The sequence below is a fragment of the Roseomonas rosulenta genome, assembly GCF_016106005.1.
GTDB lineage: Bacteria > Pseudomonadota > Alphaproteobacteria > Acetobacterales > Acetobacteraceae > Neoroseomonas > Neoroseomonas rosulenta.
The window spans coordinates 1-11,642 of sequence record NZ_JACADR010000135.1 but is presented as its reverse complement, the minus strand read 5'-3'; the positions used below and the strand labels follow the sequence as shown (position 1 = coordinate 11,642).

At 71.0% G+C, this 11,642-nt stretch carries 15 protein-coding genes; 2 read left to right on the top strand and 13 right to left on the bottom strand.

The features are described 5' to 3' along the window. The 3 genes from HW578_RS15920 to HW578_RS15910 form a co-directional block, all read right to left on the bottom strand. On the bottom strand, positions 1–177 hold a 177-nt coding region (locus HW578_RS15920; RefSeq protein WP_198371538.1), incomplete at its 3' end, for an NAD(P)-binding domain-containing protein. Positions 178–182: 5 nt separating this feature from the next. Further along, on the bottom strand, positions 183–581 hold the full coding sequence (locus HW578_RS15915) for a carboxymuconolactone decarboxylase family protein (protein WP_198371537.1): 399 nt from the start codon (positions 579–581) through the stop codon (positions 183–185). Between the two features lie 61 nt (positions 582–642). Then, positions 643–1,110: a MarR family winged helix-turn-helix transcriptional regulator gene (locus HW578_RS15910; RefSeq protein WP_198371536.1), complete on the bottom strand. Its 468-nt coding sequence runs from the start codon at positions 1,108–1,110 to the stop codon at positions 643–645. 61 nt (positions 1,111–1,171) lie between these two features. Here HW578_RS15910 and HW578_RS15905 point away from each other — a divergent pair, with 61 nt between their 5' ends. Together HW578_RS15905 and HW578_RS15900 are read left to right on the top strand one after the other, a co-directional pair. Beyond that, positions 1,172–1,606, top strand: a complete 435-nt coding sequence (locus HW578_RS15905) for a cupin domain-containing protein (protein WP_198371535.1) — start codon at positions 1,172–1,174, stop codon at positions 1,604–1,606. Between the two features lie 38 nt (positions 1,607–1,644). Next, a complete protein-coding gene (locus tag HW578_RS15900; RefSeq protein ID WP_198371534.1) occupies positions 1,645–2,529 on the top strand; it encodes an alpha/beta fold hydrolase in 885 nt (294 codons plus the stop codon). A gap of 4 nt (positions 2,530–2,533) precedes the next feature. Here the strand turns inward: HW578_RS15900 and HW578_RS15895 are convergent, their stop codons facing one another. From HW578_RS15895 to HW578_RS15850, 10 genes are all read right to left on the bottom strand, one after another. Then, entirely contained in the window at positions 2,534–3,055 is a 522-nt protein-coding gene (locus tag HW578_RS15895; RefSeq protein WP_198371533.1) for a DinB family protein, read from the bottom strand. A gap of 14 nt (positions 3,056–3,069) precedes the next feature. After that, complete coding sequence (locus HW578_RS15890; protein ID WP_198371532.1) at positions 3,070–4,086, bottom strand: GNAT family N-acetyltransferase; 1,017 nt, start codon at positions 4,084–4,086, stop codon at positions 3,070–3,072. A gap of 21 nt (positions 4,087–4,107) precedes the next feature. Further along, on the bottom strand, positions 4,108–5,310 hold the full coding sequence (locus HW578_RS15885; protein ID WP_198371531.1) for a pyridoxal phosphate-dependent aminotransferase: 1,203 nt from the start codon (positions 5,308–5,310) through the stop codon (positions 4,108–4,110). A 38-nt stretch (positions 5,311–5,348) separates the two neighbouring features. Further along, positions 5,349–5,804, bottom strand: a complete 456-nt coding sequence (locus HW578_RS15880; protein WP_198371530.1) for a GNAT family N-acetyltransferase — start codon at positions 5,802–5,804, stop codon at positions 5,349–5,351. Next, on the bottom strand, positions 5,801–7,003 hold the full coding sequence (locus tag HW578_RS15875; protein WP_198371529.1) for a pyridoxal phosphate-dependent aminotransferase: 1,203 nt from the start codon (positions 7,001–7,003) through the stop codon (positions 5,801–5,803). The genes HW578_RS15880 and HW578_RS15875 overlap by 4 nt, the downstream gene beginning before the upstream one ends. A gap of 72 nt (positions 7,004–7,075) precedes the next feature. After that, positions 7,076–7,474 (bottom strand): hypothetical protein, encoded by a 399-nt coding sequence (locus HW578_RS15870; RefSeq protein WP_198371528.1) that lies wholly within the window; start codon positions 7,472–7,474, stop codon positions 7,076–7,078. Between the two features lie 277 nt (positions 7,475–7,751). Beyond that, positions 7,752–9,221, bottom strand: coding sequence for a patatin-like phospholipase family protein (locus HW578_RS15865; RefSeq protein ID WP_198371527.1), 1,470 nt, complete (start codon positions 9,219–9,221; stop codon positions 7,752–7,754). A 76-nt stretch (positions 9,222–9,297) separates the two neighbouring features. Beyond that, the gene (locus HW578_RS15860; RefSeq protein WP_198371526.1) at positions 9,298–9,771 is read right to left on the bottom strand and encodes a hypothetical protein; all 474 of its coding nucleotides are present in this window, start codon (positions 9,769–9,771) and stop codon (positions 9,298–9,300) included. 152 nt (positions 9,772–9,923) lie between these two features. Next, a complete protein-coding gene (locus HW578_RS15855) occupies positions 9,924–10,730 on the bottom strand; it encodes an ABC transporter permease subunit (protein ID WP_198371525.1) in 807 nt (268 codons plus the stop codon). After that, positions 10,727–11,554, bottom strand: a complete 828-nt coding sequence (locus HW578_RS15850) for an ABC transporter permease (protein WP_198371524.1) — start codon at positions 11,552–11,554, stop codon at positions 10,727–10,729. The genes HW578_RS15855 and HW578_RS15850 overlap by 4 nt, the downstream gene beginning before the upstream one ends. Positions 11,555–11,642: the final 88 nt, after the last annotated feature.

Genomic DNA, 11,642 nt, shown 5'->3' with positions numbered 1-11,642 from the left:
GGCGGCCTCCGTCGGGCCGGCGGCGGCGCGCGCGCCGGTCTCGGCCGCGAAGGCCGCGGCGCGGCCGGGGGCCACGTCGCAGACCGCGACCTCGAAGCCGGCCTTCACCAGGTTGGCCGCCATCGGCCAGCCCATGTTGCCGATACCGGCGAAGGCGATGCGCTTGATGGCGGCCATCGGGGTCACTTCTTCCCCGGGATCGCACCCTCGGCGATCAGCACCTCATGCGCCGCCTTGAAGGCGTCGAGCCCGGCGGGGATGCCGCAATAGGCGGTGGCGTGCAGCAGCGTCGCCTTGATCTCGTCCACCGTGATGCCGTTGTTGAGCGCGCCCTTCACATGCAGCTTCACCTCCGGGATCTTCCCCAGCGCGGTCAGCATCGCGAGGTTGAGCAGCGAGCGCGTCTTGCGATCGAGCGTGGGGTCGCCCCAGGCCCAGCCCCAGGCCCAGGCGGTGGTGGCGCGCTGGAACGACATCATGAAGTCGTCGGCCTTGGCCATGGACGAATCCACGTAGTCGGCGCCCAGCACGGCACGGCGGATGGGCAGGCCCTTGTCGAACAGGGCGGCATCATCGGACATCTGGAATCCCTCCCTCGGGGAATTGGTGGGGGCGGCACGCTGGCCCGTCAGGAAAGGCCGGTCAACGGGCCGGGCGGGCGGGATCCTCGGGGCGAGAGAGGATGCGCAGCACCTCGAGCAGGGTGGCGAAGCGTTGCGCCCCGACCTCCTGCGCCCATTCCGCATGGACCTCGCGCAGGCAGGCATGGATCGTGGCCGCCAGGGCTTCGCCGCGCGGGGTGAGGAAGACGAGTCGCCGCGCCGTGCCCTCGGGGCTGCGCCGCTCGAAATAGCCGAGGCTTTCGAGCTGCGCGATCAGATGGTTCGCCGCCTGGCGCGACATGCCGGCCCGCCGCGCAAGTTCCGACGGCCGCACGCCCGCGGCCACCGGATAGGTGATCATCGCCCAATGCGAGTCCTGAAGATCGGTAAACCCGGCCGCCCGCGCCGCGGCCTGCATGCGGCCGCGCACGCGCTGGAGGCACATCCGCAGCAGGGCGCCGACATAGGGCGGCCCATCCGTCGTCCCGGGCGACATCGTTGTTGACATGAACGTAAAGTCTCTTTACGAACTCTAATTGTAAAATGACTTTACGTTGAGGAGACCAGCCATGGAAGCCCTCCCTCGCCCCCGCACCGTGCGCATCGGCACCCTGGAGCTGCATTTCCACGTCGACGAGACGGACGGCGCCGGCGACGTCGTGATGTTCGAGTTCGTGGTGCCCGAGAAGGCGCGCGTCCCGGTGCCGCATTTCCACGAGGCCTGCGACGAGATCGTCTACGGCCTCGAGGGCACCATGACGACGACGCTCGACGGCGTGGCGCACCAGGTCCGCCAGGGCGACGTGGTCTTCGTCCCACGCGGCAGGGTCCACCACCACGCGAACCTGCACGAGGGCACGGCCCGCGCGATGATCGTCATCGCCCCCGGCACCATCGGCCGCCGCTACTTCGAGGAGATGGCCGAGATCGTCAGCCGCCCCGGCCCGCCCGATGCTGCGCAGATGAAGGCGGTCATGCTGCGCCACGGGCTGGTCCCGGCCTGACTGAGCCGCCATCCTCCCGCCCGGGAGGGCGAGGCGCTATGTTCTTCGATGGCTTCACGCTCGAATTCCGAGAAGCGAACGGCAAGCGCTTCCGCCTGCGCCGCCACGGCGAGGGCCCGCCCTTGCTGCTGCTGCACGGCAACCCGCAGACGCACGCCATGTGGCACAGGGTCGCGCCCGTTCTGGCGCGGCGCTTCAGCGTGGTCTGCCCCGACCTCACCGGCTATGGCCTGTCGGACAAGCCGCCGGTCAGCGAGGACCACGCGCCCTATTCGAAACGCGCCATGGCCGCCGACATGCTGGCGCTGATGCGCGCCCTGGGGCACGAGCGCTTCCAGCTGGTGGCGCATGACCGCGGCGCGCGCGTGGCGCATCGCCTGGTGCTGGACCATCCGGAGGCGGTCGAGCGGCTCTGCACCATGGACATTATCCCGACGATCGAACATTTCGAGCGCGCGGACATGGCCTTCGGCATGGGCTACTGGCACTGGTTCTTCTTGGCGCAGCGGCATCCGGGGCCCGAGGCGATGATCCGCAACGACATCGAGACCTGGTTCGACTTCCACACCTCGCGCGAGCCGAAGCCCAAGGATTTCTTCCATCCCGAGGCGCGCGCCGACTACCTGGCGGCGCTGCACGAACCCGGCACGATCGAGGCGATCTGCGAGGACTATCGCGCGGCGACGACGATCGACCTCGCGCACGACCGCGCCTCGCGCGATGCGGGACAGAAGGTCGCCTGCCCGATGCTCGCGCTTTGGGGCGCGAAGGGCAGCATCCCGAAATGGTACGACGCGATGGAGGTGTGGCGGCGCTACGCGAGCGGCCCACTCGACGGCGCGGCCTTGGCGTCGGGCCACTACCTCGCGGAGGAAGCGCCCGAGGAGGTGCTGGACCGCCTCGAGGGCTTCCTGCGCGCCTGACCGGTCAGGCGATCCCGAGCCCGGCGAGGTCCACGACCCATGGCAGGTCGGTGTCGCCGGTGGCCGCGCCGGCGCGCGTGATCAGCGCATGCGCCTGTCCGCGGTGATGCGTCTGGTGGTTGAAGAAATGCGCGACCAGCACCCAGAGGGGCCGCGTAAGCGCGCGCCCCGCGGCGCCGGAAAACCAGGTGAGCGTCCCTGCAAGCCGCTGGTCGTCGAGCCCCGCCGTCCAGTCGATGATGCGCGCATCGGCCGCTTCCCGGGCGGCCTTCAGCGCGGCCCAGTCCTCGACCAGGCGCGGGCTGTCCTTCATGCCGGCGGATGGCGGGTCCCAGCCGTCGAAGCGGCTCATCCAGATCGTGTCGCCCCAGAGCAGGTGCGACAGCGTGCCATGGATCGACCCCCAGAAGGCGCCGCCATCGGCGCGGCGCGCGGCATCATCCAGCGTATCGGCGGCGGCATAGAGGCGGCGGTTCATCTCGGCGTTGTAGGCCGCCATCATGCGGCACCAGGCGGGGCTGACCATAAGCGCGGCCTCCGTCAGAGCGGCTTCCAGAAAAAGACGGTGTCGCAGGGATGGCGCTGCGCATCCACCTCGAAGCCCGGAATGCGGCCGAGCTCCTGCCAGGATTCCGCGCGGTACAGCGCCTCCGCCGCACTGCCCGCGCGGGTGTCGAGGCTGAGGATTGTGCGCCCATGCCCGCGCGCCGCCTGTTCCGCACGGCGCATCAGCGCCCGCCCGGTGCCGGCGCGCCGCACGGCGGGATCCACCAGCAGCTTCTGGATCGCCGCGACATGCGGTTGGTTCTGCGCCGTGGCGAGGTCGAGCGTCACCGTCCCCGCCATCACGCCGTCCCGCCAGGCGACCAGCAGCACGCGGCTGCCCGCGGCCACCGCCGCCGAGGTCTGCTTCCAGAAGGCGATGGCGCGATCGCGCGGCAGCGGCGGGAGGAATTCGAGCGAGGCATCCTCCGCCACGCAGGCCACCAGCAGGTCCGCGAGCCGCCGCTCCGCGCTCGCCGCGGCGGCGGCATCGAGGGCCTCCACCACCAGCCCCGTCGCCGGCTTGGCGTAGCGGAATTCGAGCGAGTTCGAGATGTCGTCGAGGATCCGGATCGAGCCCTGCCGGACATAGCCCTGCTTCTCGTAGAAGCCATGCGCGCGGGTGAAGCGGGTATCGGTCCAGAGCACCAGGCGCTGCGCGCCGGCCGCGCGGGCATGGTCCTCGGCGGTGCGCAGCAGGTCGGCGGCGAGGCCGATGCCGCGCGCGCCGGCATCGACATACATGCGGCAGATCTCCCAGGCCGCGTCGTCGTCGTTGAGCGGGCGCGTGCCGACCATGCCGATGACGCGCCCGTCCTGCTCCGCGGTCCAGAGCGCCCCACCCTGGCCGCGGAAATAGGTCGCGAGCGCCCGCAGCTCCGGCACCTCGCCATCGAGGTCGAGGATGCAGCCGGGGTATTCCGCCCAGCAGGCGCCGATCAGGGCGATGAAGCCGGCCGCGTCCTCGTCGCGGCCGGCGCGCAGCCGCAGGGCAGCGTCGGCGGAACGCGGCACGGTGTCAGCCCCGCGGCGCGATCACGAGAGCTCCCGGCAGAACTCCTGGATGCGCGCGCAGGCCTCGCGCAGGCTCTCGGTGTCGGTCGCGTAGGAGATGCGCAGGTAGGGCGACATGCCGTAGGCCGCGCCCTGCACGGCGGCGACGTACTTCTCCTCGAGCAGGGCGAGGGCGAAGTCGGTGTCGGTCTCGATCCTGCGCCCGCCCTTCGTGGTCTTGCCGAGGCAGCCTGCGATGTTGGGGAAGACATAGAAGGCGCCCTCGGGCTTGTGGCAGGCGATGCCCGGCGCGGCGTTCAGCATGTCGACCACCAGGTCGCGGCGCTGCTTGTAGATGGCCGCACGCTCGGCCACGAGGTCCTGCGGGCCGTCCAGCGCCGCGGCGGCCGCGGCTTGGCCGATGGTGGAGATGCCCGAGGTCGCCTGGCCCTGCATGTTGACCATCGCCTTGATCAGCGCCTTCGGCCCGCCGCAGAAGCCCACGCGCCAGCCGGTCATGGCGTAGGTCTTGGACGCGCCGTTGACCGTCAGCGTGCGGTCCTTCAGTTCGGGGGCTACCTCGGCGATGGTGCAGAACTCGAAGCCGTCGTAGACGAGGTGCTCGTACATGTCGTCGGTCATCACCCAGACATGCGGGTGGCGCTTCAGCACCTCGGCCAGGGCCTTCATTTCCTCACGCGAGCAGGCCGCACCCGTCGGGTTGTTGGGGAAGTTCAGCATCACCCACTTGGTCTTGGGGGTGATAGCCGCTTCCAGGTCCTCGGGGCGCAGCTTGAAACCGTTGTTCTGCGGGCAGTTCACCGTCACCGGCACGCCGCCCGCGACCTTCGCCATGTCGGCGTAGGAGATCCAGTAGGGGGCGGGGATCACCACCTCGTCGCCGGGGTCCACCGTCGCCATCAGCGCGTTGTAGATGCACTGCTTGCCGCCATTGGCGACCATGATCTCGTCGAGCGCGTAGTCGAGCTTGTTGTCGCGCCTGAACTTGCGCTGCACGGCTTCCTTGAGTTCCTTCGTGCCGTCCTGCGGCGGGTACTTGGTGTCGCCGGCGAGTGCTGCCTTGTGCGCCGCCTCGATCGCGTGCGGCGGCGTAGGGAAGTCGGGCTCCCCGGTGCCGAGGCTGATCACCTTGATCCCCTTCGCCGCGAGCTCGCGCGCCTTCATGGTCATGACGACGGAGGCGGAGATGGAGACCTCGTTCATACGCGCGGCGAGAGCTGGCATTGTCGTTCCGTGTCCCTTGGGGAATGGCGTTCGCGAAACTAGGCCGGGGGCGGGGCGGCGCCAAGGCGGGCCGGGCGTTCGTATAGCCAGTCTACGCCATCCTCCCCCAGCCGGATGAAGCCGAGCCGCTCCCAGAAGCGATGGGCGCGGCTGTCGCGCAGCACCTCGATGCGGATGGGCAGGTCGGGCAGGCCGGCCAACGCGGCCGCGACGCCCCCTGCCCCGACGCCGCAGCCCTGGAACCCCGGCTCGATGTAGGCGGAGTGCAGGGCGATATGGTCGGCGGCGGGCGCGATGCCGATACAGCCCAGGCGCACGCCGTCCCGCTCGATCACGCGCAACTCGCCGGCCTCGAACACCGCGCGCATCCGCGCCCGGCGCCGTTCCGGCAGGAAGCGGCCGAGCCGCTCCAGGTCCGCCCGCAGCACCCGCACCGAGAGGTCGAGCAGCGGCTCGAAATCCGCCTCGGTGGCCGGGCGCAGCGCGAGCGTCACGTCATCGACGCGCAGAACTTCTGGATGCGCGTGCAGGCCTCGCGCAGCGCCTCGTCCGACGTCGCGTAGGAGATACGGAAATGCCCGGGGCTCAGGAACGCCGCGCCATGCACGGTGGCGACCCCGGCCTCCTCCAGCAGCGCGATGGTGAAGTCCTCGTCGCTGTTGATGGTCTTGCCGCCGGCCGTGGTCTTGCCGATGCACCCGTTCATGTCGGGGAACACGTAGAAGGCACCCTCAGGCTTGTGGCAGCGGATGCCCGGCGCCTGGTTGAGCATGTCCACCACCATGTTGCGGCGGCGCTCATAGACCACGCGCATCGCCTCGATGCTCTCCTGCGGACCGGTCAGCGCCTCGATCGCGGCGGCCTGGGAGATGCTGCTGGTGTTCGAGGTGGACTGCCCCTGCAGCTTGTCCATCGCCTTGATGAGGTGCACCGGCGCGCCGGCGAAGCCGATGCGCCAGCCGGTCATCGCATAGGCCTTGGAGCAGCCGTTCATGGTGACCGTGCGGTCGCGCAGGCGGGGTTCGACCTCGAGCACGGTGGCCGGCTTGAAGCCATCATACGCAAGCTTCTCGTAGATGTCGTCGGTGAAGACCCAAACGTCGGGGTGGCGCATCAGCACGTCGGTGAGCTGCTTCAGCTCCGCCGCGTTGTAGGCAGCCCCGGTCGGGTTGCAGGGGTTGTTCAGGATCAGCCACTTGGTCTTGGGCGTGATCGCGGCTTCCAGCTGCTCGCCGGTCATCTTGAAGCCGGAGTTCTGGCCGCACTGCACGATCACCGGCGTGCCCTCGGCCAGCTGCACGATGTCCGGGTAGGACACCCAGCAGGGGGCGGGGATGATCGCCTCGTCGCCCGGGTTGATGGTGGCGACCAGCGCGTCGAAGATCACCTGCTTGCCGCCGGTGGCGACCAGGATCTCCTCGGGCTTGTAGTCGAGGCCGCTGTCGCGCTTGAACTTGTCGCAGATCGCCTGGCGCAGCGCGACGGTGCCCGAGACATCGGTGTACTTCGTCTCGCCGCGCTCGATCGCAGCGATCGCGGCGTCCTTCACGTTGCGCGGCGTGTCGAAGTCGGGCTCGCCGGAGGACAGGCCGATCACGTCCTTCCCCGCGGCCTTCAGCGCGCGCGCCTTGGCGGTCATCGCGATGGTGAGCGAGGGCGAGATGCGGTTCAGGCGGTCGGCGATCAGGTTCATGGCGGGCCCGGGACGTTTCAGGGAAAGCGGCGGGACCCTAATCCCGCGCCCCCCCGCCATCAACCCGCCCTGTCAGTACAGCCGCAATGGCCGCAACCCCTCATAGGTCCACCCACCCTCGACCAGGCAGGCGTTGCGGGCCGCGCGGCGCGGCTGGGCGTTCACATCCACCCAGTCAAAGCGCGGCGGGATGTAGCGCTGCGGGCGGTAGATGCAGTCCTGCGTGCCGTCGCCCCGGCTGCGGCACTGCCGTTCGGGCGGCACCCAGTAGCCGGCGGCGACCTGCGTCCAGACCATGGCAGGCGGCACCTGCCGGGTGGCGAGCGCGGTGCACTGCGCCTGCGCGGCCTCGGACTCGGCCTCGGTCGCGCCGGGGCGTTCCCAGCGTTCGGCACAGCCGGCCAGAAGCAGAAGGGCAACGAAGCACACTCGCATGCCGCCCAGCATGCCAGGGGCGCGAGGCAAAGACACGGGCGGATCCGCGCCGTCCGGTCGCCGCGCGGGCGAGGACGTGACGGCGTCGCGGGGGTAAGCGGACGCATCGGGGCCGCGGAAACCGGCCTTTTGGTGCCCTAAGACCTCGAGCGCGAGCGGTGTCGCCTGCGCCCGGCAGTTCTCCGGCGGGCATCGGCTACCAGTCCGGTCGGGCGGGGGGTGCCACTCGGCTGCCGCTGCATGTCCTTCGACCAGGGCGGGAACGCGCTGGTGCGGGACATGACCGCAAGCGGCGTCTATCTCGCGGCGAAATTCAGCGTCTGGCGCCGGCCGGCCCCGGCAGCGGGTTCTCGCCCGCCGCCGCGGCCACCGCGCGGATCGCCGGGTGCTCACGCACCAGCTGCTCGCCGTATTGCACCAGCGCATCGACATCGGCATCGGGGATGGTGAGCCCCGTCGGGATCGTTTCCAGCCGCGCCCGCCAGGTGGGGTCGTCGATCGCCGAGAGCGCGACATGCACCACCTGCCCCTCGACATCCGCGCAAGGCCGGCCATTCACCACGCGCCCCTCGGCGCAGCGGATGCGGCGGAACTCCTGAACCAGGTGCCCGACCTGCTCGGTGGTGACCGCGAGCGTCTCGAAGTTGTAGGCGTCGATCTGCGTGCCGCTGACCGCGCCGAAGATCTGGCCGATGCCGCTGACCACGCGCTGGCGGCCCAGGCTGCGGTCGGGCGCCGATTCGCCATCTACGCTCAGCACCAGGATGCGGCGCGTGCGGCGCGCCGTCTCGCGATACAGCGCATCGCCCGAGCCGAGCCCGATGAACACATTGAGCAGCCCGCGCAGCGCAAGGTTGTCGGCGATGCCGCCATCCATCAGGTGGACGAAGCGCGTCTGCTGCGGGTCCTGGTAGACGTTGATCAGCCGCGCGAGTTCGGCGCGCCGCGAAGTCAGGCTGGCCGGCGCGGCCGCTGAGGCCGGCGGCAGCCCCGGCGGGCGGCGCCCCGCGCAGCGCGCAGCATGGCTCTCGATCGTGATCGGGCTGAACAGGATGGGGAAACCGTTGCTCGCCGCCACCGCGCGCGCGATCGGGAAGCTGTCGAGGTTCGAGCACAGCGCGCCGAAGGTGCCGCCGAGGAAGGGGAAGGAGACCTCGTTGGTGATGTCGGTCGCGTTCACCGAGATGACCGGCGGTCCGCGGCGGCGCAGGTCGGCGAAGGTGGCGCCGCGGAACATCAGCCGGTCGTAGACCTGCGCCATGTAGTCGTTGGTGCCGACCAGCGGGTTCGCCAGCCAGTCCCAGTTCCAGGGAAACAGGTAGATGCCGTAGATGTAGGCGTTGATGTCGCGCTTGAGGAATTCCTCGCCGAAGGTCTCGAAGTGCCGCTCGCGGTTCAGCCCGTAATGCGCCGCCGGAAAGCTGCCGCCCGAGACGCCCGAGATGTAGTCCACGTCGTCCAGCATCCGCCAGCCGGCGCTGCCCGCAGGGCGCACCGGGATGGCGCGCAGCCCGCGCAGCGCGCCGTGGGCGAAGGCGGCCGAGCGCTTGCCCCCGCCCGAGAAGGCCACGAACACCAGCAGGTCGCTGCGTGCCGCAGGCCAGTCGGCGGTGCCGTCGAGCATGGCCTGCGCGAAGTCGCCCACGCCGTAATTGGCCGCGAAGTCCGGCGCACCGGTTGCGGTCATCGGCAGCGGGTCGTTCATCCGCACCTGCAGGCTGGTGCAGCCGCCGAGCAGGAGGCCGAAGACGGACAGGAAGGCTGCCAGGGCGCGCGCCGTCATCTGTCCGGTTTCCTCTGGAACGACCTAATCGTCGCGCAGAGGCGGGCGGACTTCAATGCACAAGGCGTCGCGGGCATCAGCGCTGCAGCGTGACGACCGCCCCGCCGGGCGGCACGCCGAGCGCGACGTCCTGCCCCGGGGCGCGCACCACCATCAGCACCAGGTTGTTGTTGCCCAGGCGCAGCCCGGCATCGAGGTCGGATGCCGCGCCGCCGACATCGCGATAGGTCCCGGCGAAGTCGCTGCTGCGCTGGAGGCCATAGACTTGCGCCGTGACGGTCATGCGCGCCGGCATCGCACCGGTGGTGGCGAGCCCCGCCATGGTGAAGCGGAAGCGCTGGCCGTCGGTCTCAAGCACGCCCGTCGCCGTACCGCGCCCGCGCGAGAGCGTGATACGCGCCGTGCCGTCCACCGGCGTGCCCGGCGAGAGCGTGTAGAGCGAGGGCGAGGGCAGCGCATCGGCCGGCGGCGGCGTCTGCGGCAGGTCGGCGGCACAGCCGGCCACGGCCAGGATGGCGACGGCAAGGCTGGGAAGAACGGGAATGCGCAAGGGGTACCCTCCAGGGAAGCGCCCGGTCGGAGCATGGTGGTCCGCCGCGCCCAGGAAAGCCAGGAGTTGTATCGTGCGGCGGCTACCCCGCCCGGCGCCAGCCTAGCCGCGCCGCGGCGCGCGCATTCCGTGTCCGTTTCCGGCACGCGCGCTCAGCCGGGGCCGCCATCCCCGCGCGGCCGCAGCAGCAGCGTCGCCAACCCGAAGATCGCTGCCACCCCCAGCACCACCACCGCCCCCAACGCATTTACCTCCGGCGTCAGGCCCAGCCGCAGCATCGAGAACAGCGCCATCGGCAGGGTGGTCCCCGCGGGCCCCGACACGAAGGAGGCAATCACCACATCGTCCAGCGACAGCGTGAAGGCGAGCAGCCAGCCGGCGGCCAGCGCGGGGGCCACCAGGGGCAGCGTCACGGTGCGGAAGGCCACCAGCGGCGTGGCACCGAGGTCCATCGCCGCCTCCTCCAGGCTGCGGTCGCTCCCGGCCAGGCGCGCCTGCACCACCACGGCCACGAAGGCGGCGCCGAGCGTGGCATGCGCCAGCAGCACCGTGGTCGCGCCGCGCCCCGCCGGCCAGCCGGTCAGCCCTTCCAGCGCCACGAACAGCAGCAGCAGCGACAGGCCCGTCACCACCTCGGGCAGCACCAACGGCGCGCCGATCAGCGCGCCGAAGGCCGCGCGCCCACGGAACGGGCCGAAGCGCACCAGCACCCAGCCGGCGGCGCCCCCCAGCAGCACCGCCAGCGTGGCGGCGCCGGCCGCGACGCGCAGCGACAGCAGCGCGGCCTCCACCAGGCGTTCATTCGCGGCCAGCGCGGCGAACCAGCGCAGCGAGAAGCCGCCCCATTGGAACGGGATGCGGTCGGCGCTGAAGGCATAGGCCACCAGCAGCAGGATCGGCAGCCACAGGAAGGCGAAGCCCGCCAGCAGGGCGAAGCGCACGAAGCGCCCGGTCCTCATGGCTGCGCCTCCAGCCGCTGGAACAACCGGATCGGGGCGAGCAGCAGGACCAGCAGCACGACCGCCAGCGCCGCCGCGACCGGCCAGTCGCGGTTCTGGAAGAATTCCTGCCAGAGCACGCGCCCGACCAGCTGCGCCTCCGGCGGGCCCATCAGTTCCGGGATGACGTATTCGCCGGCCGCCGGGATGAACACCAGCAGGAAGGCCGCGACCGCCGCCGGTGCGGTGGCGGGCAGCGTCACGGTCAGGAAGACGGTGGGCGGCCGCGCGCCCAGATCCGCCGCCGCCTCCGCCAGCGTCGGGTCGAGCCGCAGCAGCGCGGCAAACAGCGGCAGCACCGCGAAGGGCAGGTAGGCATGCACCATCCCCGCCAGCATCGCGCCCTCGGTGTAGAGCAGCGGCAGCGGCGCCTCGATCAGCCCGGCGCCCCGCAGCAGGCCATTGATCCAGCCCTCGTCGCGCAGCAGGCCGATCCAGGCGCCGACGCGCAGCAGGAAGCCCGTCCAGAAGGGCAGCATCAGCGCGGCCAGCAGCAGCATGCGCCGCCGCGGCGCCGCGCGCGCGATGCCCATCGCCATGGGATAGGCCAGCGACAGGGACAGCAGCGCGGTCATGGCCGCGACGCGCAGCGCGCGCAGCAGCGCGTCGAGATAGTAGGAATCCTCCAGCAGCGTCGCGAAGCCCGCGCCCGACAGCGCCAGGCGGAAGGGCGGCAGGCCGGGATCGGCCTCGGCCAGCGCGATGGCGAGAACGATGCCCGCCGGCGCCGCCACGAACAGCAGCAGCCAGGCCCAGGCGGGCGCGAGCAGCAGCGCGCGCCTCACGCCGGCAGCGCGACCACCGCGGCGGCCTCCCAGGCGAGCGTCACGGCCGCGCCGCGCTCGGGCGGCGCACCGTCCTCCTCGGCATGCG